Here is a 20968-nt window from a genome sequence, read left to right as displayed (position 1 = left end):
TCAGCGCAACGCGTTCATCGCGTCGAGGAGCCGCACGACGCCGACTGGCTCCCCCTCGCTCAGCACTACCCAGGCGTCGGTGCGACCCCACCATTCACGGAGAGCTTCGACGAGCGCCTCGGCGTCCGCACCGACCGTCACCGCAGCGCCACGGGGCAACGGCGTCGTCACAGCGTCGAGGCCCGTCGTCTCGCGCCGGTCCGCGGGCACCTCGCGGGCGGTCGTCACGGGGAAGCGGCCGGCCGCCGCGTCGTCCGCCGCGAGCACGACGACCTCCTCGGCGCCCGCGTCGTCCGCGAGATTCAGTGCTGCCGCCACGGAGGCGTCGAAGCGGAGCGCGACCGCGGGCCGCATCAGCGAGGCCGCGGACACGCCCTCGCGCCGCGCGAGCGTCTGGGACCAGCGCAGCGCCTGCGACGCGGCAGGCCACAGAATCGAGAAGATCAGGAAGGCCCACACGATCGTGAACAGGCTGGGCGCGGCTCCGCGCAGCAGCGGCGGCACGACCGCCCACAGCAGCACGCCGACCGCGACGACGCGTCCTCCCCACGCTGCGACGATCGTTCCCGTGTGACGCCGCCCGGTCACGGCCCAGACGATCGCCTCGAGAACGCGCCCACCGTCCATGGGGATGCCAGGCAGCAGGTTGAAGGCTGCCAGCAACAGGTTCGCGTAGGCGGCCCACGAGAGGATTCCCGCACCGATGCCCGTGAGCGGCAACGCGGCACCGATGCCCATGAGTGCAAGTCCGATCGCGACGTTGGCGAGCGGACCCGCGACTGCCGTGACTCCGGAGACACGCGCCGTCAGCGCCGTCGAGTCGAACGAGGTGTGTCCGCCCCACAGCGTGATGACGATCTCGTCCACGCGCCGCCCGAACGCGCGCGCAGCGACGGCGTGCGCAGCCTCGTGAAGGAAGACGGACACGAAGAGACTCACGGCGAGCGCAAGGCCGAGCGTGAAGGCGCGGCGAGTCATGCCGCCCTCCGTGCCAGACGCGAACAGGAACGCGAGGGCGGCGAGCATCAGCAGCGTGGACGGCTGCACGATGACGCGCGCCCCGACGAGGGTTCCGAGCTGGAATCCGCGTGTGGGGCGAGGAGACGACGGCATGCGTCCACCGTAGGTCACGCCCGCCTCAGCCCCTGCCGCCGCGCCGCGTCACGATGTCGGAGCCCGCGCCTAGGGTGTTCGCATGGCACGCCGACCCGCACTGTCGCCCTCGCGCGCGAACGACTTCCGCCAATGTCCGCTGCTGTTCCGGCTGCGCACGATCGACCGCCTCCCGGAACCGAAGTCGTCAGCGGCGACGCTCGGCACGCTGGTCCACCTCGTCCTGGAGCGCCTGTTCGATCTCCCCGCCGAGGACCGCACCGAGGACTCTGCGGCGCGCGCGCTGCGCCCGGGGTGGGAGGAGATGCTCGCGAAGGATCCCGCGCTCGCGGAACTCCACGCGGATGACGCGGCGCTGGCCGCGTGGCTCGACGAAGCGCGGGCGCGTCTGCGGACGTACTTCACGCTTGAGAACCCGATGCGGCTCGAGCCCTCCGGTCGCGAGGAGTTCGTGGAGCTCCAGCTGGAGGACGGCCCCCTGCTGCGCGGCATCATCGACCGCGTCGAGGTCGCGCCAGACGGCTCGATCCGGCTGTCCGACTACAAGACAGGTCGCACGCCTCCTCCGAACTACGGCCAGAAGGAGCGCTTCCAGATGCGGTTCTACGCGCTCCTCGTGGATCGCATCCGGGGACGTAGGCCCGCGTTGCTTCAGCTGCTCTTCCTCAAGGACGGCGGGCGCCTGGATCTGCGGCCCACTCCGGACGACCTCGCCCAGGTCGAGTTCGAGATCCGCGCGCTGTGGGACGAGATCGTCGCCGCCGCGAAGGCCGGCGCGTTCCGCCCGCAGCGCTCCAAGCTATGCGACTGGTGCAGCTTCAAAGAGCTGTGCCCCGAGTTCGGCGGCACACCGCCTGCGCTGTCGCCGGAGCGTGCGCTCGACGCGCTCGGCGTCACCGCCTGAGATCGCTCAAGCGCCGCCCGTCAGTTCGTCGCGCACCTCGCCGTTCGCGATGGCCCTGATCCCTTCGAGCCCCAGCCCATCGAGCGTCGTCAGTCTCGTCAGACCCGGGCGTGCCTCGAGCTCTGCGAGGCGACGCACCGCGATCGTCGCCGCCCCCGAGGACCATGCGGCGCCGATGCCGCTGGGAGAGTCCTCGATCGCCACGCAGCGCGCGATGTCGACGCCGAGTCGGTGCGCCGCGAGCAGGTAGGACTCGGGATCGGGCTTGCCGTGGCGCACTTCGTCGCCAGTCACGACGACCTGGAACGCCTCGGGCACTGCGGCGAGGAGCGCATCGGCCATGCGGCGATACGACATCGTCACGAGGGCGCAGGGCACGCCTGCGGCGACCACTTCCTGGAGCAGCGCGCGAGCGTCCTCCTGCCACGGCACCGCGCCACGTATCCGCTCTGCCACCGACGCGGTGAGGGTCGCGACGATCTCGTCCTCAGGCAGGGCGACTCCGCGACCCTGCAAGATCCGCGCGGAGTACGGCAGCGGACGACCGACGAGCGTGAGCCCGTCCTCCTCGCTCCACGTGCCCCCGAACCGCTCGACGAGTGCGGTCTCCGCTTCGATCCAGTACGGCTCGGAGTCGATCAGTGTGCCGTCCATGTCCCACAGCACGGCCGCTGGAAGAGGGGGCTGAGGATTCACGCGACTCAGTCTAGGCTGACCGAATGAGCGAGGAGATGGACGCCGGGCACCTGCCCCGCGACGAGTCGATCATGATCGCGGCGTTCGAGGGGTGGAACGACGCCGGCTCCGCCGCGTCTGGCGCTCTCGACCATCTCGCCCAGACCTGGGACCTCCAGCAGCACGCCGCGCTCGACTCGGAGGAGTACCACGACTTCCAGGTGAGCCGGCCCACGATCTCGCGCGCTCCCGATGGCGAGCGCATCGTCTCGTGGCCCGGCACGATCATCTCCACCGCCGCGGATCCGTGGCCCGGAGAGCGCACCATCGCACTGGCGCGCGGCATCGAGCCGTCGATGCGCTGGCGCGCATTCTGCGACGACATCCTCGACCACGCTGAGGCGCTCGACGTCACCACGCTGATCACCTGCGGCGCGCTCCTCGTGGACGTGCCCCACACGCGCCCCCTGCCCATCTTCGTCACGAGCGAGAGCGCCACGGCTCGTGCGCTGTTCGACCTCGAGCGCTCGGACTACGAGGGACCCACCGGCATCCTCGGCGTGCTGGGCCACGAGGCGGAGCTGCGCGGCATCACGGTGCTGTCGATGTGGGTGGGGATCCCCCACTACGTCGCGCAGCCCCCGAGTCCCAAGGGCACGATCGCGCTGCTCGGGCAGCTGGAGCGCTTCCTCGGCGATCCGCTGGACCTCGGAGACCTGCCCTACGAGGCCGAGGCCTGGCAGCGCGGGGCCGACGAGCTCGCGGAGGAGGACGAGGAGATCGAGCAGCACGTGCGCCACCTCGAGTCGATGATGGACGAGGCGAACCTGCCCGAGGCGTCCGGCGATGCGATCGCCGCCGAGTTCGAGCGCTTCCTGCGCCGGCGCGAGGGCGGCCCCGGCAAGTCCGGCGAGTGAGGCGCGGTCCTAGGTCGCGCTGATGGCGCCCGCGCCCAGGAGCGTGAAGATCGCCGCAGCCAGCACGAGCCGGTAGCCGACGAACGGCAGGAACGAGCGGTGCGAGATCAGCCGCAGGAACCACACGATCACGCCGAAGCCGACCACGAACGCGACCACGGTGGCGATGGCGGTCGCGGCAAGCCCCGGACCGTCTGCTGCAGTCAGTCCCTCGTACTCGCTGATGAGCTCGAAGAAGCCCGAGCCGAGAACCGCGGGGATGGCAAGCAGGAACGAGTAGCGTGCTGCGGCGGTCCGCGTCAGCCCCAGGAACAGTCCGATCGAGATGGTCCCTCCCGAGCGCGACACACCGGGAATGAGAGCCATCGCCTGCGCGAAGCCGAGCGCGACCGCGTCCTTCGCCTTCAGCTCGGTCACGTCGCGCTGCTTGCGGCCCACGCGATCCGCCCACGCGAGCACGATCGCGAACACCGCGAGCATCGTCGCGGTGAGGTAGAGGTTGCGCGCGTAGGTCTCGATAGCGTCCTTGAACAGCACGCCCAGCACCACGATCGGCACGGAGCCGATGATCACCCACCACCCCAGACGTGCCTGCGGACTGTGGGCGCCGAACCGTGCGGCGCGGTCCTTGCCGTCGTGGCCGGCCAGTGCGCGGAACCATGCACCGACGATCTGCACGATGTCCTTGCGGAAGTACACGAGCACGGCCGCCTCGGTGCCGATCTGGATCACGGCCGTGAAGGCCGCGCCGGGATCTGCCGCATGCGGCAGGAGCTCTCCGAGCAGGCGCACGTGCGCGCTCGACGAGATCGGGAGGAACTCCGTGAGTCCCTGTACGAGTCCAAGCACCACGGCTTCCCACCACGTCATGACGGCAAGGCTAGCGCCCGCGCGTCGCGTCGCCCTCCCCCGCCCACGCCCCGGTAGCGTCGTGGCCATGCAGCGCAGGAGGGTCGGCACGAGCGGTCTCGAGGTCTCGAGGCTCGGACTCGGCACCATGACGTGGAGCAGGGACACGTCGCCAGAGGAGGCCGCCGATCAACTCGACATGTTCCTCGACGCGGGCGGCACGCTGCTCGACACCGCAGCGTCGTACGCGGATGGCGGCTCCGAGGCACTGATCGGCTCCCTGCTCGGCGGCGCCGTAGCCCGCGAGGACGTGCAGATCTGCACCAAGGCGGGCATCCGCCGCACCGGCGACGGCGGCATGATCGATGCGTCGCGCGACACCATGCTCGACACCCTCGACGCCTCCCTCGCCCGCCTCGGGACCGACCACGTGGACCTGTGGCTGGTGCACGCGTTCGACGCCATCACCCCCTCGGACGAGACGCTCCACGCGCTCGAGATCGCCGTCAACTCCGGCCGTGCACGCTACGTCGGAGTCTCGAACTACCCCGCGTGGGCCACGGCAAGGATCGCGACCCAGGCCACCGGGAGACCCGCCATCGCAGCCGCGCAGCTCGAGTACTCACTCCTGCAGCGAGGCATCGAGCGCGAGGCCGTGCCTGCGACGCGAAGCCTCGGCATGGGCGTGCTCGCGTGGTCTCCCCTGGGGCGGGGCGTCCTGACGGGCAAGTACCGGCATGCCGTCCCGGCGGACTCGCGTGCCGCATCGGAGCACCTCGCAGGGTTCGTCGAGCCGTATCTGGACGACCGCGCGGGAGTGATCGTCGACGCGCTGGCGACGGCTGCGGACGGGCTCGGACTTGCGCCCCAGCAGGTGGCGCTCGCGTGGGTGCTCGCGCGCGAGTGGGTCTCGTCTGCGATAGTCGGCGCGCGCACGGCGCGCCAGCTGGGCCCGTCGCTCGAGGCGGAGAGCCTGTCCCTCCCCGACGCGATCCGTGAGGCGCTCGATGAGGTGACGGCTCCCGCTCTCGGGTACCCGGAGCGGCGCTGACGATGCTCGGGGCGACCGTCACGCGTCAGCGCAGGTCGAACTCCTCGATGTCGTCGTCCATCGTGTCCTCGTCCTCGTCAGCGTGGCCGTCGAGCTCCTCGTCGACGTCCTCATCGTCGCCGTCTTCGTCGTCATCGCCCAGGTCGTCGAGCACGATCGGGAGCGTCTCCCCGAAGTCTTCGTCGAGCGCAGCCTCGTACGTCTCGAAGGCCTCGGCGACGGCGTCGTACGCGTCGTCCACCGCCGCGTCCTCGTCGCCGCGCCGACCCATGACGGCATCCAGGTGCTTCTCGAGTGCCGCCGTCAGCCGCTCCAGCGCCTCGCGTGAGGTGTCCATAGACATGACCGTACCCGCCGCTACTGTGAAACGGGAGGCCCAGATGAAGGATCCGATCGCCCGCGAGCGCACGCACGTCGTCACGCCGACGCGCGGCACCCCGTCCCGCGCGTCTCGTTTCGAGTGGCGCGTGGTCGACATCCCGCGCGACGTGTCGCGCGCCGACGCGCGCAGCCTCCTCACCGAGCAGGCCGAGTATGGGCAGTGGGAGCTCGCACGCAGCCAGCTGTTCCTTGGCGGAGCACGGCGCGTCTGGCTGCGGCGTCGCGTCACCAGGGTGCCGCGCACCGACGCGGCCTGAGGGCTGCCCTGCTCGCGAGTGCTACTCCCCTAGGCTGCAGAACAGCGCTCAGCAGTCGAGCAGGAACTGCTCCACGACGTCGGCGCCCACGCGCAGCGACTCGATCGGGATGCGCTCGTCGATGCCGTGGAAGAGGCTCGAGAAGTCGAGCCCGTCGGGAAGCATGAGCGGCGCGAAGCCGTAGCCCTTGATCCCCAGCCGGGCCAGGTGCTTGTTATCCGTGCCGCCCATCATCATGTACGGCAGCGCGATCGCCTCGGGATCCGACATACGCAGCGCCGAGATCATCTTCTCGACCAGGGGCGTCTCGAACGGCACCTCCACTGCGGGCTGCTCGATGTATTGCTCGATCTTGACGTGGGTGCCCGCGAGCTCTTCGAGCTGCCGCAGCACCTGCTCCTGCTGTCCCGGAAGGTAGCGCGTGTCGATGTATCCCGTGGCGACGTCGGGGACCACGTTTGTCTTGTAGCCCGCGTCGAGCATCGTCGGATTGGAGGTATTGCGCAGGGAGGCCTCGATCATGCGACTGACGGGCCCCATGCCAGCGACGATCTGCGCCACCCGCTCCTCGGTCGGCTCGTACTCGATCTCGAGCAGCTCCGCGACGCCGCGCAGCAGCGCCTCGCCCGTCGGGGTGATGTCGAGCGGCCACCGGTGGTCGCTGATGCGAGACATGGCGCCGGCGAGGTGCGCGACGGCATTGTCCGAGTGCACGAGGCTGCCGTGCCCCTGCACACCCGTGCCCACGAGCCTCAGCCAGGAGATGCCCTTCTCCGCAGTCTGGATCAGGTAAGTGCGCCTTCCGGCGATCTGGACGGAGAAGCCGCCGACCTCTGAGATCGCCTCGGTCGCGCCATGGAAGTCGTCAGGGTGGTTGTCGACCATCCACGCCGCCCCGCGCCGGCCGCCGTGCTCCTCGTCGGCGAAGAACGCGATCACGATGTCGCGCGCTGGCTTGCGGCCGGATGTGATGATCCGTCGCACGGCCTCGAGGTACATCGCGTCGATGCCCTTCATGTCGACCGCGCCGCGGCCCCAGATCATGTCGTCGTGCACCTCGGCGGCGAACGGCGGGTACGTCCATTCCTCCGGGAAGGCGGGCACCACGTCGAGGTGGCCGTGCAGCACGAGCGGCGGCCGCGAGCGGTCCTTGCCCTCCCATAGCGCCGTCACGGTCGTACGCCCGGGCTCGGCCTCACGGATCACCGGCTCGAGCCCCAGATCGCTCAGGAACGTGGCGACATACTCGGTCGCGGCGCGCTCACCAGGGCCCGGCTCGTCGCCGTAGTTCGTCGTGTCGAACCGGATGAGGTCCTGGGTCAGGGAGATGAGAGTCTCGTCGGCCATGCGAGCCAGCCTAGCGTCGGGCGCGCACCGCTCCGAGACGACGAAGGCCCCTCTCGAGGAGGGGCCTTGCGAAGAGTGTCCGAGGGGGGACTTGAACCCCCACGCCCGATAAAGGGCACTAGCACCTCAAGCTAGCGCGTCTGCCAATTCCGCCACCCGGACGAGTGGACCGAGGACCCCGCGGGGCGCCTCAGCGCGGATAGAAGAATAGCACGCGCGGCGCTGGTCGATTCACCATCGGCCGCCCACCGGCGCGTCCATCGCTGTCGTGTCACACGCTCCGGGACTTTCGCCCTAACACGGCGGCGACGACGCGCCTAGCGTCATAGGTGAGTCCCCACTCACGTCAACGACGACGGGACTGGCGATGACGACACACCTGTATCTCTCGCTCATCCCCGAGGCTCTCATCGCCTCGGGCCTCGAGCCTGACGAGTTCGGCCTCTACTACTCGATCGGCAACGCGAAGCGCGCACGCGGACAAGCGGTGTTCTTCTCGGTCGACAAGGACGCGCTGCCGCCTGAGGCCTTCGACCTCACCGACCTGGACGCCCGATGTGCGCCGCACCCCGACGGCAGGCCGAAGCACTCGGTCTACCTGTCGATCTACCGCGTGCTCGAGCACATCCCCCGCCACGCGCTCACCGCGTTGCACCTCGCCACCGACGACGGCCGTGTGCTGACGCTCGAGCCCGCACCTACCGCTGCGGACGGCGAGGTCGGATCCAGGCTCTACCAGGAGTTCTGCCCCGTCACGCCGCGCGTCGTCTCGTCGCTCGATCCCGCCGAGTTCACCCGGTTCATCACGGATACCGACCGCCACGTGCACGTGCCGCGCCTCGTCTTCGCGGAACTGACCCTCGGCTCGCTGCGGCTCGACCCCGACGCGACCGACGTCGACGACCTCCCTTACCCGAACGTCGGGCATCTGCGCGACTGCATCCGCGAGCTCCAGGCCTCGCCCCACAAGGCCACCAAGACGGTGATGCGCCAGATGAACCAGGACGTGCTGTTCCGCACCGTCCAGGGCGCCTTCTACGTGGGCGACTCCACAGGCCTGACCGCCTTCCACATGCCGTCACGCGACGAGCTCGAACGTGAGCATCTCGCGTGGTGGCGCTCCGCACTGTCGAGCTTCGGCCAGTAGCCGCCGAGGAGAGGATCCCCTTCATGCTTCCCACCTGGTTCTGGCTCGTGCCGTTGTCGTCCGTCATGGCGCTCGGCGCCTCCTACTACTTCTTCTCGCAGATGATGAAGGAGTCCGAGGGCACCGAGACGATGGCACGCATCGCCGCCCACGTCCGCCACGGCGCGCTCGCCTATCTCAAGCAGCAGTACAAGATCGTCGGCATCGTGCTCGCCTCGCTGACCGCGATCTTCTGCGTCCTCGCGTACGGCTTCCACCTCCAGAATCCGTGGGTGCCGTTCGCGTTCCTCACCGGAGGACTGTTCTCCGCACTCGCCGGCTTCATCGGCATGCGCACAGCGACCTACGCGTCCGCGCGCACCGCGAACGCCGCGCGCGAGTCACTGAACAGCGGCCTCCGTGTCGCCTTCCGCTCTGGCGCCGTGATGGGGCTCACCGTCGTCGGCCTGGGCCTGCTCGACATCGCGATCTGGTTCTTCGTCCTCACGCGTTTCTACAACGTCGACGACTCGCAGCAGGTCGTGGTGATCACGACCACCATGCTGACCTTCGGCATGGGAGCGGCCGTGCAATCGCTGTTCGCCCGCGTCGGCGGCGGCATCTTCACCAAGGCGGCCGACGTCGGCGCCGACCTCGTCGGCAAGATCGAGGCGGGCATTCCCGAGGACGACCCACGCAACCCCGCCACGATCGCGGACAATGTGGGCGACAACGTGGGAGACGTCGCGGGCATGGGCGCCGACCTCTACGAGTCCTACGTCGGCGTGATCCTCGCCTCCGCCGCGCTCGGCGCCGCCGCCTACTTCTCGGCCGGCGCGGAGACTCAGCTCCTCGCCGTCATCGCCCCGATGGTGATCGGAGCGCTAGGCGCGCTCCTGTCGGTGCTCGGAGTCTTCTTCGTGCGCACCAAGGAGGGCGCCTCGCAGAAGGAGCTGCTGGCGTCACTCGGTCGCGGAGTCAACGGCTCCGCCGTGCTGATCGCGGCACTGTCGCTCGGCCTGCTCGCGCTGATGCAGATGCCGAACCTGTGGGGACTGTGGCTCGCGCTCGTCGTAGGCCTGCTGACCGGCATCGCGATCGGTCGCGCGGCGGAGTACTTCACGTCGGAGAGCTACAAGCCGACGCGCGGCATCGCCGGGGCCTCCAAGACGGGACCCGCGACGGTCATCATCGAGGGCATCGGCGTCGGCATGGTGTCTGTCGCTGTTCCGGTGCTCGCCGTGGTGCTCGGCACGTCTCTCGCGTACTTCTTCGGGTCGGGCTTCGAGTACTCGACCGACACCATGAATCTGGGCCTCTACGGCATCGGCATGGCAGCGGTCGGCATGCTGTCCACCCTGGGCATCACGCTCGCGACCGACGCCTATGGCCCCATCGCCGACAACGCCGGCGGAAACGCCGAGATGAGCGGACTGCCCCCGGAGGTACGCGAACGCACCGACGCGCTCGACTCGCTCGGCAACACCACCGCGGCGACCGGCAAGGGCTTCGCGATCGGTTCTGCCGCGCTCACGGGCATGGCGCTGCTCGCCTCCTACATCGAAGAGGTGAAGATCGGCATCTCGCACATCCTCGAGCGCGGCACCGACTTCGTGTTCCCGGACGGCACCGTCGTCGCCGCGGGTGCCGTCGACCAGCTCCAGGCGTTCAACCTCATGGAGATGATGTCCTTCTTCGAGGTCGTGCTGATCAACCCCAAGGTGATCGTCAGCATGTTCACCGGAGCGATGCTCGCGTTCGCCTTCTCCGGCATCACGATGAACGCCGTGGGCCGCGCCGCGGGTCAGATGGTCGACGAGGTGCGCCGCCAGTTCCGGGAGATTCCCGGAATCATGAGCGGCGAATCGGACCCGGACTACGCGCGCTGCGTCTCGATCTCCACGAAGGCGGCCCAGAGGGAGATGATGATGCCAGCCGCACTCGCCCTCGCGGCACCCGTGATCATCGGACTCATCTTCGGTGTGCCGGGCGTGCTTGGACTCCTGATCGGAGCGATGGTCACCGGATTCTCACTGTCGATGTTCCAGGCGAACTCCGGCGGTGCATGGGATAACGCGAAGAAGTACATCGAGCAGGGGCACCATGGCGGCAAGGGATCCGAGTCGCACAAGGCGGCCGTCATCGGTGACACCGTCGGCGACCCGTTCAAGGACACGTCCGGCCCCGGTCTCAACATCCTCGTGAAGCTCATGTCCATGGAGTCGATCGTGATCGCCGGTGTCACCGCCGCGGTGCATCTTCTCTGATCTGCCTGTGCTCGAGGAAGGCCGTCCGCCGCGCTACCACCAACCCGCGGCGGGCAGGCGCTCCGGCTCCCCCGGACGCGCCGCGAGGGCCGCGCTCCCACCGGAGCGCGGCCCTCGCCTTGCGTGATCGATGACGCCGCACACTGCAGCGCGGACCCGTGGCCCTCGCCTTCAGCGTGCGGCGTGGGTCACGTGAACAGACTCACGCCTCCAGGCCCGATCAGCAGGGCGACGACAATCAGGACGATGCCCCACAGGAACTGCTTCTGGAACAGTCGGACGACGCCGATGATGCCGATGACGACGGCGATGATCCACAGGATGAGATCCCACATAGGTACTGCCTCCTCGTGATCGTGCTTGTCTGACGCAGTGGTCAACCGACTACGACACCACTGGTATTCCCACGGGCGCCGCCGCGGCGGACCTCAGAGAGCGAGCGCAGCGCCCTCGTGCGCCAGCAGCCAGCGCTTGCGCTCGATGCCTCCCGCGTAGCCCGTGAGGGTTCCGTCGGAGCCGATCACGCGGTGGCACGGCACCAGGACTCCCACCGGATTGGCGCCGATTGCCGCTGCCACAGCGCGGATCGCGCGCGGCCTGTTCACCGCCGCCGCGATCTCGCGGTACGTGCGCGTCTCACCGAACGGGATCGTGAGCAGCGCGCCCCAGACCTGCCGCTGGAACTCCGTGCCCTGCAGGTCGAGCGGCGGCGGCTCGCAGTCCTCCGCGCCCGCGAAATACGCCGAGAGGGCGCGCGCGCCCGACGCGACGGCATCCGTCGCACGCCCCGACGACTGGTCTGCGGGCATGTCGGCGCGGTTGAACCATGCCGAGTCCAGCCCGCGCTCAGTGCCCGTCAGTGTCATCGCACCCAGAGGCGTGGTGATCGTCATCGCCCCGTGCACCCTCGTGTCACCGTTGCTCTGCATCGTTCCGTCCTTCCGTGTGGGCCGCCCAGAGATGCTGCGCGGCGTAGGCCCTCCAGGGGCGCCAGTGTTCGGCACGCCGCTCCAACGACGCAGACCCCAGGCCCGTCACGCGCTGGAGCACCAGGTCTCCGGCAGGGAACGCGTCCGGGTCGGCGAAGCCTCGGAGCATGGCGTACTCGAGCGTCCACGGCCCGATGCCCTTGATGCGCGCGAGTCCCGCGCGCACGCCCTCCCGGTCCGCTCCGGGCCGCAGGTCGAGCTCGCCCTCGAGCACCGCGCGCGCCACCGCCGAGATGGTGCGCCACCGCGATGTGGGAAGCAGGCCCGAGTCGGGGTCCACGTCCGCGAGCTGCGCGGGACCCGGCATGAGGCGCCAACAGACCTCACCGTCGGGGGACCACGCAGTTCCATGCCGCGCGACGATCCTGCCGAGCGTCCGCGCCGCGCCTGCGACGGAGACCTGCTGACCGACCACCGCGCGCACGACCGTCTCGAAGGGATCCACGGTGCCCGGCACGCGCAGTCCCGGCGCACCTCCCACGAGCCTCGCTATGAGGGGATCCTCAGCGAGCGCTTCACTGACAGCTGCCGGATCCGCGTCGAGATCGAACAGCGCACGGCATCGCGCGACGGCGGCTCCGAGGTCACGTGGGTCCGCGACCTCAAGCGTCGCGGCCACCGCGTCCGGCGCCGGCTGCACCCGCAGCACGGCGGGCCCGTGGTGGAGCGTGAGCGTGCGCTCGTGAGCGCCGGGAGACGAGATCTCGACGCCCTCGACGGCGCGCGCCGCCAGGTGTTCCAGCACGCGCGCGCCATCGAAGGGAGTGCGGACCCGCAGCCGGAGGTTGACGCGCGTGATCGCGGCGCTCGTGTCCGCGCCGTGCGGCCTCTCGCCGCCCTCGACCACGGCCCGGCGTCCGCGTGCTGTCTCACGCACCTGTGTGGGAGCGAGGTCCCAAGCCGCGCGAGCGGCGTCGTTGAACTGCCTCACCGAGCCGAAGCCGGAGGCATGCGCAACATCGGAGACGGGCATGGCCGTGCTCTCGAGCAGCGCTCGGGCAGTGTGGAGCCGATGCGCGGTGGCGAGCGCCAGCGGGGCCGCGCCCACCTCGTCGAGCAGGATGCGCTGCACCTGGCGGCGCGAGTATCCGAGCCGAACGGCGAGTCCATCCACGCCCTCGCGATCGACGACGCCGTCGTCGATCAGTCGCATCGCACGCGCGGCGAGGTCGCCCTGCACGTTCCAGTCGGGCGAACCCGGCGTCGTCTCGGGCCGGCACCGCTTGCACGAGCGGAAGCCCGCGGCCTGCGCGGCGGCTGCGGTGCGGTAGAAGGTGACATTGCGTCGCGCGGGGGTGCGCGCAGGGCACGAGGGTCGGCAGTAGATGCGGGTCGTGAGCACGCCAGTGAAGAACTGGCCGTCGTAGCGCGCGTCGCGTCCGCGGATCACCGCGTATCGCGCGTCGTCGTCCCACATGCCTACGAGCATGACCTACGCAGCGCGCTCGCGCTGGCGGTTATCGGACATCGCAGCGATGGATGGCGGGCCATGGTCAGCGGAAGTCTCGCGAACGCGACGGGACCGCCAGGCTCAGCGGGGCGAGATGCTCGGCGACCAGGTTCGTCGCGCCGTCGGCGCGTTCGATGCGTCCGCGGATCACCAGGGCTGGCGACCGCCGCGCCACGGCCTGGAAGCGCCGCCACAGACCCTGCGAGCAGATGACGTTGAGGAAGCCCGTCTCATCCTCGAGGGACAGGAACGTCACGCCCTTGGCCGTGCCGGGACGCTGCCGATGCGTCACCACGCCCGCGGTCGCGACCCGACGATCCGCCTCGTGCGTGAGGACATCCGCCACGCGCAGCACGCCCTGCGCATCGAGCCCATCCCTCACGAAGGCGGTCGGATACGTGTCGACCGACACCCCCGAGGCCCACACATCGGCCACCGCCTCCTCGACCGCCGACATGCCCGGCAGCGTCGGCGCCTCGACCCCGGGCACGGCGTCGGGCAGCGTCCCTGGGCCCTCGAGCGCGAGGACGCCTGCCGCCCACAGGCCCTCGCGCCGCGTGACGCCCAGCTCCTCGAGAGCCCCTGCGGTCGCGAGCGCCTCCCACTGCGCGACGCTCAGTCCGCGCTCGGGCGCGAGCCCGGCCTTCCCGGACACACCGGCGGGCCGCACGCGCACGCGGCGGGCCATGTCGGACAGCGAGGAGAAGGGCGCCTCCTCGCGGGCGGCGACGATCGCATCGGCCGCCTCCGCCCCGAGCCCCTTGATGGCACGCAAGCCCATCCGTACCGCGAGCGTGGGGTCCACGCGCGTGAGCCGCGCCATGTCCTCGCGCATCTCCTGCGGTGCCGCGAACGGTTCAGCGAGGCGCTCGACGCTCGCCAATGCCTCGGAGCGCACCACGCACGGCCTCAGCGCGACCTGGCCGTGGCGTCTGGCGTCCGCCACCAGGGACTGTGGCGAGTAGAAGCCCATCGGCTGCGCGGCGAGGAGCCCCGCGTAGAAGGCTGCGGGCTTGTGCACCTTGAGCCAGCTCGAGGCGTACACGAGGTACGCGAACGAGTACGAGTGCGACTCGGGGAAGCCAAAGTCGGAGAACGCCTTGAGCTTGTCGAAGATCTGGTGGGCCACGTCTGGCGTGATGCCCCGCTCGTGCGCACCCACCATGAAGCGCGCGCGCAGCGCCTCCATCCGCTCGGGCGAGCGCTTGGACCCCATTGCGCGCCGCAGCTGGTCCGCGAGCGCGCCGTCGAAGCCTGCGCAGTCCATGGCCATCTGCATGAGCTGCTCCTGGAACAGCGGCACCCCGAGTGTCTTGCCGAGCGACTTCTCGAGCAGGGGGTGCAGGTAGGTGACCTCCTCGCGCCCGCGGGCCCGGTTGATGTAGGGATGCACCGAGCCGCCCTGGATGGGGCCGGGCCGGATCAGCGCGACCTCGATGACGATGTCGTAGAAGCGTCGCGGCCTCAGTCGGGGCAGCGTGGCCATCTGCGCGCGCGACTCCACCTGGAACACCCCCACGGTGTCCGCGGCGCACAGCAGGTCGTAGACCGCCGGGTCCTCCTGCGGCAGCGAGTGCAGCCCCAGGTCCTCGCGCTCCACCTCGTGGACGTAGCGGAACGCATACTTGAGGGCCGAGAGCATGCCCAGGCCCAGAAGGTCGAACTTCACGAGGCCCGCGTCGGCGCAGTCGTCCTTGTCCCACTGCAGCACGGTGCGTCCCGGCATCCGCGCCCACTCGACGGGGCACACGTCGATCACGGGCCTGTCGCACAGCACCATGCCGCCTGGGTGGATGCCGAGGTGTCGCGGGAGCCGCAGCATGCGCTCCGCGAGGTCCACGACCGGCGTGGGGATGTGGTCCAGCGGCTGCGCGGGCGGAGGCTCGGGCCACATGGCGTCGCGCTGGCGCGCGGCCCACGCCGCCTCCGCCTCCTGATCGGAGCGCAGCGTGGACCAGCGGTCGATCGACGTGGACCACGCATCCTGCTGGCCCGCGTCGTACCCGAGCGCGCGCGCCGCGTCGCGCACTGCGGAGCGCGGCCGGTACTGGATCACGTTGGCGACCATCGCGGCGTTGATGCGCCCGAAGCGCTGGAACACGTACTGGATGACCTCCTCGCGGCGGTCGGACTCGATGTCCACGTCGATGTCGGGCGGGCCGTCGCGCTCGGGAGCGAGGAAGCGCTCGAACAGCAGCCCATGTGTGACGGCATCCACGGCGGTGACGCCCAGCGCGAAGCACACGGCGGAGTTCGCGGCGGATCCTCGCCCCTGACAGAGGATGTCCGCGCGGCGGCAGAAGCTCACGATGTCGTGGACGATGAGGAAGTAGCCGGGGAAGTCGAGGGCTTCGATCACGGCGAGCTCGTGCTCGATCTGATTCCAGGCGCCGGGCACGCGCTCCGCGTCGGGCGGCCCGTAGCGCTCGCGCGCGCCGCGATAGGTGAGCTCGCGCAGCCAGGTCGCCTCGGTGTGCCCCTCCGGCACGGGATACGGCGGCAGGTTCGGAGCGACCAGCTGGAGATCGAAGGCGCACTCCGCCCCCAGTCGGGCTGCGGTGACGACGGCCTGCGGGTGGCGGCGGTGCCGATGCAGCATCTCCCCCGCCGAGCGCAGGTGCTGCCCGGTGCCGCCCGGCAGCCAGCCGTCCATATCGTCCAGCGACGACCGAGATCTCACGGCGGCGAGGGCGGCGGCGAGATCCGCGTCGCGCGGCGTCGCATAGTGGGCGTTCGTGGTGGCGACGAGCGGCAGCGAGGCGTCGAACGCGAGGTCGGCGAGTGCGTCATGGATCTCAGAGTCGTACGGCTGGTCCGTGTCGGTGATCTCGACAGCCACGTTGTCGCGCCCGAACAGCGCCGCGAGCCTCTCCAGCTCACCCCTGGCCGCCGCAAAGCCCTGGGAGGTCACGCCCGCTCCCTGAGCGTCGAGCCCGACGCCGGGAACGCCGACGCCCGCGAGCGCGCGCCTCACCGATCCCTTGCGACAGCCCGTGAGCACCAGCAGGTCTCCCCCGCCGTCGGAGGCCAGTTGCTCGAGCGTGTAGTGCGCCGTGCCCTTCTCGCCCGTCGCCAGGTGCGCCATCCCGATCGCGTGCGACAGGCTCGCGTAGCCGCGCGCGCCGCGCGCGAGCACGAGCAGGTGGCTCCCGCGTGGGTCCGGGCGGTTCGTGGGGGCGTCGAGCACCGGGGCGCCTCCAGGGCCGTCGGGCACTGACATATGCAGCTCGGCTCCGAAGATCGCGGGCAAGCCTATTGCGCGCGCGGCGTTGGCGAAGCGCACTGCGCCATACAGCCCGTCGTGATCGGTGAGCGCCATTGCGCTCAGTCCCAGGCGTCCCGCTTCGGCCGCCATCTCCTCGGGCTGGCTCGCCCCGTCGAGGAAGCTGAAGGCCGAATGCGCGTGCAGCTCCGCGTACTCGTGCATGCCTCACCTCCCCGCGTGTTCGAACATATGTTCGATTCTGCCACCTGGCTACGACACGTGAGGACCGCCAGAGGAACCGCGCTCTCCGCGGACGTCAAGGTGGCGAACAACACGCGGAACGATCCCTTCCCTTTCGCGCCTGCCAGGCACTACGCTCATCGCCAGACGCGCCAACCCCGAGGCGCGCCGACTGAGGGGAAGTACCCATGCGCCTTCGCGCCATGCTCGGCCGCGCCGCGGCCGTTCTGTCCATCGCAGCCGTAGGTGCCGCAGTCGCCGCGCCCGCTCAGGCCGTTGCCTACGACCGATACCTGACTGTGTCACTCACGGTGCCCGACGATGCACCCGACGTCTTCGACGGTCTCACCTTCGAGATCTTCGGCGGTACCGGCGCCCTTGTCTTCGAGATCGACGCGACCGTCCCGGCCAGCGCCGTCGCCGTCCCTGGCGGCGGCGAGTGCTACGTCTACGTCGACGACTATGTGGACTACACCGAGTACACGCTCGATTGCGGCGATCTTCCGGCAGGCAGTTACGCGATCGGTGCCGCCGGAGCCGATCCCTCACTCGGCTTCTACGCGGAGTGCAGCACGGGCCTTGATCTCGAGCCTGCGGCGGACGGCACCGGCGAGATCAGCCTCGGCGAGAGCGACGACATCTTCTGCGCGCTCTACCCCGCATACGGCGCAATGATGGTCTCCATCTTCGGCGCGGGCTTCTTCACGTATACCGACACGTTCCTGGGCTTCGGCGAGCTGGAGTACCGCCTCACCGGCAGCACGGGCTTCGACTTCACCTTCGACGGCTCCAGCCTCCCGGAAAGCGACGTCCCCGCATGCGACTACGAGGCACCATTCGAGGGTCTCGCCTCGATCGCCTGCGAGGGCCTGCCACTCGGCACCTACACGCTCTCCGGGTCAGGCTTCCCTGAAGGCGCCGTCGTCGGCGAGATGACTTGCCTCGTCGCAGAGCCCTACGAGGAGGGTTTCCCCCATTTCACCGAGTCCACCGCCGGCTTCACGATCGACACTCCGGGGCAGTTCACCTACTGCCTTCAGTACTTCGGCGCCGGCATTCCCCTGTTCATCGACGTCGACCCGTCTCAGGTTGACGTTCCGCTGGCCGACATCGTCATCGAGGTGTACGACGAGGACGGCGCGCTCGTCGCGGAGGGCACAGACCCGTCCGAGGACATGTGCATCCCCACGGAGAGTGTCGACCCGGAGTCACCTTACGACCTGGTCGTCAACCCCGAGGCGTGCGCAGTCATCATGGTCGCACCGCCGTTCTCGCTGCCCTTCACCGACTCGGCGATCGATTTCGACTGGGACTCCGTGTCCTACTCGCTTGGTCTGCGGGGACCTGACGGAGCGCTCGGCGCCTCGTCGGCGTCCACCACAGTGGACTATTTCGAGTTCGGCGCACTCGCTGAGCCTCTGGGCGTCGAGGGCTCGACCGCAGTCCTCTCGACGGATTGGCTGAACGGCACCACGGCGACGGGCGCGGTCATGTCCGTCAGGGCCGAGACCATCGTGCTCGCCGATACGCCCGCCGCTCCGGAGCTTCCGGAGACCGGCCCGACCTCGCCATGGGCCCCTGCTGGAGCGGCGGCCTCGTCGATCCTCGTGGGCGCGTTCCTGCTGATGCGTCGACGCGCACAGATCTAGCGATTTCCATGACCGTAGGGGCGGTCCCGCATACGCGGGGCCGCCCCTTCCGCATGCTCTGGTCCGTCACCTCAGTCGTAGAGCGCCTCGAGCCTCCACTTCCCGTCCGCGAACGCCACGAGCACCGCAAGGCCCGGCTCCCCGTCATCGGTGCGCAGCGCGAGCTGCAGGTAGGCGCGCCGGTCGGAGTCGGACGCCCACCACCTCTCGACCACGGGCCAGGGCCCAGCCCACGCCTCCACGGGGCGCGGCAGCTCCCACACCGGCCCCTCGGCTCCCCCGACGTGCCCCGACGAGGGGTGACGATGTGCCGCACGCGCCCGACGATCGGACGGGTCGGCCTGCAGCCTCGCCCACGTCGGCGGAGCGCTGAGCGCCAGGCGTCGATCCACGATGACGGGACTCCCACCCGCATCCAGCACCTGGATCTCAAGCGGGACAGCCAGCACGGTCGCGGGGGCCGGGTCGGGGATGCGCCCCGGCCAGGGGTGCGCAATGCGGCGCGGCGCCTCACCCTCCTGCCCCCAGGCGAGCGCGTGCACCCTGTCCCTGGGCGAGCGTCCTCCCTGTTCGGCGACGGACAGCACACCCTCGCCGCCGAGCAGTCCTTGGAGCCGCTCGAACGTGCGCCTGGCCCGTGCATCCGCACCCGAGGAACCTCCCCACAGATAGGACTGCTCGGCGCCGAGTGGCACCACGTCCTCCGCGACCAGCGACAGCTCGACCAGCGGAGCGGGCTCAGGCCCGCCTGCAGTCCCCGACAGCCAGCCCTCGAGCTGCCAGCGGACGCGGTCCGCCATGTGACCGGCGAACGCTCCCGCACGCGTGGCGACATCGGTGCGCCAGACACGCTCGAGCGCGTCGCCCTTCGCAGTGCGCGCGCCGATGCGGACCTTGCCGCAGCGCATGCCCGCGTCCAGCAGCGCGGCATCGAGCCGCTGCGCCGCCTCGCGCGCGAGCCACACCAGCTGCTCGGTGCGCTCCGCGGGCTCCTCGAACGCGTGGACTACGGCGATGTCCTGCTCCGCACGCCTGAGCACGGGCGGCGCCACGTCTTCACCCAGGGCCATACGCCGGGCCCACGCTCCCGTGGGACCGAAGCGCGCGAGGACGTCCCCGGCAGGCAGCGCGGCGAACTGCCCCAGCGAGTGCAGGCCCAGGCGGTCGAGCACACCCGCGAGCTCCTCCACCGCGACCCGCTGGAAGCGGTCCATGGCGGCGTGCGCAAGAGACCCCACAGGCAAGGGTGCCAGGAAGTCCGCAGAGGCGCCTGCGGGGACCAGCACCGAGGCGCGAGCTGCCATCACAGCCCCCAGCAGCCCGTCCGCAGCGCCGAACTGGCACTCGCACCCGGCGTCCTCCGCAACCGCACCTACCAGCGCCTCCGCGAGCGCCTCCTCCGAGCCGTGATAGCGCGCCGCACCCCCGGCGGGAACGATCAGCAGCCCGGGGCGCGAGATCTCCACCCCCGACACGACGCGCTCCGCGGCCGCAGCGACGGCCTCGAACTCGCGCGAGTCGCGTCCCTCGTCATAGCCGAGGATCGCCAGGTCGGGGCACACGCGCTGCGCGGCGCGGCGGCGCATCCCCCGACGCACCCCCATGGCGCGAGCCGAGGCCGACACCGCCACCAGTCCCCGCCCGTGCAGCACCGCCGCGGGCGCGTCGGCGCCGATCCCCGCCTCCGCCGCCGCCGCGACCACCGGCCAGTCCGGCACCCACAGCACCGCGCGACGCACCGCCCCCACGGCGCCGTCGGGGCGGAAGGCCGCCCGAGGCGAGGCGCTCATGCGACCTCCTCGCGGGACTGCGCGCCTGTCACGGCGGAGCGCGAGCGCAGCCCGGCGTCCACGTCCAGCAGGAGGCGCACGCGGCGCACGGCGCCCACGCGCCTGCCGCCGACCGCCACGGTCGCCTCGCGCTCGCGCAGTCGGCCCTCGCCCGCACCGAGGCCCGCCCAGCGCACGCGCTCGACCGTCAGCGTCACATCCGCCCCCGCCCACGGGGCGACGACGAGGATCAGCGCACCCCGCTCACGCGCCCGCGCCGCGAGGCGCCTGCGGTCGGCATCCGAGAGCGCGAGCCGAGGCCCTGCGAGCACCACGTCGACCCCCTCGAGGCACAGCCCGATCACCTCAGCCGCCTGGGATCCCGGATGCGGGATCAGCGCGACCCTCGACAGGTCCATGCCCCGGCGCGCCGCCGCGACCGCGCCGAACGTGGGCATTCCCACGACAGCCGCCCAGGCGCCCTGCCCCGAGGCCTGCCCTGCGAGCGCGAGCAGCAGCGACGTGGACGACTCGACGCTCACCACCCTGCCGCGCGGCAGCCCCGCGGGCAGCAGCTCGCTCCACGGCTCGGTCAGCGGCCAGGCGCGCTCCCCCGCCTCACGCGTCACCCCCACGCGCGCCTCGACCTGCGCGAGCGCCGCGCGTGCGGCCTCGAGGCGGATCCCAGGTGACTGTTCGAACACATGTTCGATTCTGCCACGCTCCCCTGACACGCGCGAGCCTCCCTGGTTCCCCGCCCGACGCTGCGCTAGCCTCGG

18 protein-coding genes and 1 tRNA gene are annotated in these 20968 nt (G+C 70.5%); 7 read left to right on the top strand and 12 right to left on the bottom strand.

Going from position 1 to position 20968, the window contains the following annotated elements; genetic code table 11:
- The gene (locus B7K21_RS00300) at positions 1-1113 is read right to left on the bottom strand and encodes a site-2 protease family protein (protein WP_084072948.1); all 1113 of its coding nucleotides are present in this window, start codon (positions 1111-1113) and stop codon (positions 1-3) included.
- An 82-nt stretch (positions 1114-1195) separates the two neighbouring features.
- On the opposite strand from B7K21_RS00300, the gene B7K21_RS00295 reads away from it, so the two are divergent.
- Positions 1196-2017 carry a PD-(D/E)XK nuclease family protein gene (locus B7K21_RS00295; protein WP_084072947.1) on the top strand — a complete coding sequence of 274 codons (822 nt, stop codon included), beginning with the start codon at positions 1196-1198 and terminating at the stop codon, positions 2015-2017.
- A 6-nt stretch (positions 2018-2023) separates the two neighbouring features.
- Here the strand turns inward: B7K21_RS00295 and B7K21_RS00290 are convergent, their stop codons facing one another.
- Entirely contained in the window at positions 2024-2713 is a 690-nt protein-coding gene (locus B7K21_RS00290; protein ID WP_234989113.1) for an HAD family phosphatase, read from the bottom strand.
- 23 nt (positions 2714-2736) lie between these two features.
- Here B7K21_RS00290 and B7K21_RS00285 point away from each other — a divergent pair, with 23 nt between their 5' ends.
- A complete protein-coding gene (locus B7K21_RS00285; RefSeq protein ID WP_084072946.1) occupies positions 2737-3609 on the top strand; it encodes a PAC2 family protein in 873 nt (290 codons plus the stop codon).
- Positions 3610-3618: 9 nt separating this feature from the next.
- On the opposite strand, the gene B7K21_RS00280 is transcribed toward B7K21_RS00285, so the two are convergent.
- Positions 3619-4479 (bottom strand): undecaprenyl-diphosphate phosphatase, encoded by an 861-nt coding sequence (locus tag B7K21_RS00280; RefSeq protein WP_084072945.1) that lies wholly within the window; start codon positions 4477-4479, stop codon positions 3619-3621.
- Between the two features lie 67 nt (positions 4480-4546).
- On the opposite strand from B7K21_RS00280, the gene B7K21_RS00275 reads away from it, so the two are divergent.
- On the top strand, positions 4547-5509 hold the full coding sequence (locus tag B7K21_RS00275) for an aldo/keto reductase (protein ID WP_084072944.1): 963 nt from the start codon (positions 4547-4549) through the stop codon (positions 5507-5509).
- 25 nt (positions 5510-5534) lie between these two features.
- Here B7K21_RS00275 and B7K21_RS00270 read toward each other — a convergent pair whose 3' ends face one another.
- Positions 5535-5846, bottom strand: a complete 312-nt coding sequence (locus tag B7K21_RS00270; protein WP_234989112.1) for a primosomal protein — start codon at positions 5844-5846, stop codon at positions 5535-5537.
- A gap of 43 nt (positions 5847-5889) precedes the next feature.
- On the opposite strand from B7K21_RS00270, the gene B7K21_RS00265 reads away from it, so the two are divergent.
- On the top strand, positions 5890-6147 hold the full coding sequence (locus tag B7K21_RS00265) for a DUF5703 family protein (RefSeq protein WP_234989111.1): 258 nt from the start codon (positions 5890-5892) through the stop codon (positions 6145-6147).
- A gap of 48 nt (positions 6148-6195) precedes the next feature.
- Here the strand turns inward: B7K21_RS00265 and B7K21_RS00260 are convergent, their stop codons facing one another.
- Positions 6196-7494, bottom strand: coding sequence for a M20/M25/M40 family metallo-hydrolase (locus B7K21_RS00260; protein ID WP_084072942.1), 1299 nt, complete (start codon positions 7492-7494; stop codon positions 6196-6198).
- Between the two features lie 76 nt (positions 7495-7570).
- A tRNA-Leu gene (locus tag B7K21_RS00255) sits at positions 7571-7656 on the bottom strand.
- A gap of 205 nt (positions 7657-7861) precedes the next feature.
- On the opposite strand from B7K21_RS00255, the gene B7K21_RS00250 reads away from it, so the two are divergent.
- Entirely contained in the window at positions 7862-8641 is a 780-nt protein-coding gene (locus tag B7K21_RS00250; protein WP_084072941.1) for a hypothetical protein, read from the top strand.
- 23 nt (positions 8642-8664) lie between these two features.
- Positions 8665-10887: a sodium-translocating pyrophosphatase gene (locus tag B7K21_RS00245; RefSeq protein ID WP_084072940.1), complete on the top strand. Its 2223-nt coding sequence runs from the start codon at positions 8665-8667 to the stop codon at positions 10885-10887.
- A 188-nt stretch (positions 10888-11075) separates the two neighbouring features.
- On the opposite strand, the gene B7K21_RS12715 is transcribed toward B7K21_RS00245, so the two are convergent.
- The 4 genes from B7K21_RS12715 to B7K21_RS00230 all read right to left on the bottom strand — a co-directional run bounded on the left by B7K21_RS12715 (position 11076) and on the right by B7K21_RS00230 (position 16753).
- Positions 11076-11222, bottom strand: a complete 147-nt coding sequence (locus B7K21_RS12715; protein ID WP_200806218.1) for a GPGG-motif small membrane protein — start codon at positions 11220-11222, stop codon at positions 11076-11078.
- Between the two features lie 93 nt (positions 11223-11315).
- The gene (locus B7K21_RS12885; protein ID WP_304441272.1) at positions 11316-11816 is read right to left on the bottom strand and encodes a methylated-DNA--[protein]-cysteine S-methyltransferase; all 501 of its coding nucleotides are present in this window, start codon (positions 11814-11816) and stop codon (positions 11316-11318) included.
- Positions 11800-13293 (bottom strand): DNA-3-methyladenine glycosylase 2 family protein, encoded by a 1494-nt coding sequence (locus tag B7K21_RS00235; RefSeq protein WP_084072939.1) that lies wholly within the window; start codon positions 13291-13293, stop codon positions 11800-11802. The genes B7K21_RS12885 and B7K21_RS00235 overlap by 17 nt, the downstream gene beginning before the upstream one ends.
- A 76-nt stretch (positions 13294-13369) precedes the next feature.
- The gene (locus B7K21_RS00230) at positions 13370-16753 is read right to left on the bottom strand and encodes an error-prone DNA polymerase (protein WP_084072938.1); all 3384 of its coding nucleotides are present in this window, start codon (positions 16751-16753) and stop codon (positions 13370-13372) included.
- A 206-nt stretch (positions 16754-16959) separates the two neighbouring features.
- Between B7K21_RS00230 and B7K21_RS00225 the strand changes: the two genes are divergently transcribed.
- A complete protein-coding gene (locus B7K21_RS00225) occupies positions 16960-18420 on the top strand; it encodes an LPXTG cell wall anchor domain-containing protein (protein WP_084072937.1) in 1461 nt (486 codons plus the stop codon).
- Positions 18421-18491: 71 nt separating this feature from the next.
- Here B7K21_RS00225 and B7K21_RS00220 read toward each other — a convergent pair whose 3' ends face one another.
- Both B7K21_RS00220 and B7K21_RS00215 read right to left on the bottom strand, forming a co-directional pair.
- The gene (locus tag B7K21_RS00220) at positions 18492-20210 is read right to left on the bottom strand and encodes a hypothetical protein (RefSeq protein ID WP_084072936.1); all 1719 of its coding nucleotides are present in this window, start codon (positions 20208-20210) and stop codon (positions 18492-18494) included.
- A complete protein-coding gene (locus B7K21_RS00215; protein ID WP_084072935.1) occupies positions 20207-20893 on the bottom strand; it encodes a hypothetical protein in 687 nt (228 codons plus the stop codon). Before B7K21_RS00215 ends, B7K21_RS00220 begins: the two co-directional genes overlap by 4 nt.
- Between the last annotated feature and the right edge of the window lie 75 nt (positions 20894-20968).

It is taken from the genome of Demequina sp. NBRC 110052, assembly GCF_002090075.1.
Classification (GTDB): domain Bacteria; phylum Actinomycetota; class Actinomycetes; order Actinomycetales; family Demequinaceae; genus Demequina.
Note: the sequence above shows the minus strand (reverse complement) of the source record. Positions and strands in the feature narration are given on the sequence as shown.

Coding starts and splice junctions, on each gene's coding strand:
- B7K21_RS00295 (WP_084072947.1), top strand. CDS start 1,196: ATGGCACGCCGACCCGCACTGTCGCCCTCGCGCGCGAACGACTTCCGC.
- B7K21_RS00230 (WP_084072938.1), bottom strand. CDS start 16,753: ATGCACGAGTACGCGGAGCTGCACGCGCATTCGGCCTTCAGCTTCCTC.
- B7K21_RS00250 (WP_084072941.1), top strand. CDS start 7,862: ATGACGACACACCTGTATCTCTCGCTCATCCCCGAGGCTCTCATCGCC.
- B7K21_RS00235 (WP_084072939.1), bottom strand. CDS start 13,293: ATGTGGGACGACGACGCGCGATACGCGGTGATCCGCGGACGCGACGCG.
- B7K21_RS00280 (WP_084072945.1), bottom strand. CDS start 4,479: ATGACGTGGTGGGAAGCCGTGGTGCTTGGACTCGTACAGGGACTCACG.
- B7K21_RS12715 (WP_200806218.1), bottom strand. CDS start 11,222: ATGTGGGATCTCATCCTGTGGATCATCGCCGTCGTCATCGGCATCATC.
- B7K21_RS00270 (WP_234989112.1), bottom strand. CDS start 5,846: ATGGACACCTCACGCGAGGCGCTGGAGCGGCTGACGGCGGCACTCGAG.
- B7K21_RS00300 (WP_084072948.1), bottom strand. CDS start 1,113: ATGCCGTCGTCTCCTCGCCCCACACGCGGATTCCAGCTCGGAACCCTC.
- B7K21_RS00285 (WP_084072946.1), top strand. CDS start 2,737: ATGAGCGAGGAGATGGACGCCGGGCACCTGCCCCGCGACGAGTCGATC.
- B7K21_RS00245 (WP_084072940.1), top strand. CDS start 8,665: ATGCTTCCCACCTGGTTCTGGCTCGTGCCGTTGTCGTCCGTCATGGCG.
- B7K21_RS00275 (WP_084072944.1), top strand. CDS start 4,547: ATGCAGCGCAGGAGGGTCGGCACGAGCGGTCTCGAGGTCTCGAGGCTC.
- B7K21_RS00260 (WP_084072942.1), bottom strand. CDS start 7,494: ATGGCCGACGAGACTCTCATCTCCCTGACCCAGGACCTCATCCGGTTC.
- B7K21_RS00265 (WP_234989111.1), top strand. CDS start 5,890: ATGAAGGATCCGATCGCCCGCGAGCGCACGCACGTCGTCACGCCGACG.
- B7K21_RS00225 (WP_084072937.1), top strand. CDS start 16,960: ATGCGCCTTCGCGCCATGCTCGGCCGCGCCGCGGCCGTTCTGTCCATC.
- B7K21_RS12885 (WP_304441272.1), bottom strand. CDS start 11,816: ATGCAGAGCAACGGTGACACGAGGGTGCACGGGGCGATGACGATCACC.
- B7K21_RS00220 (WP_084072936.1), bottom strand. CDS start 20,210: ATGAGCGCCTCGCCTCGGGCGGCCTTCCGCCCCGACGGCGCCGTGGGG.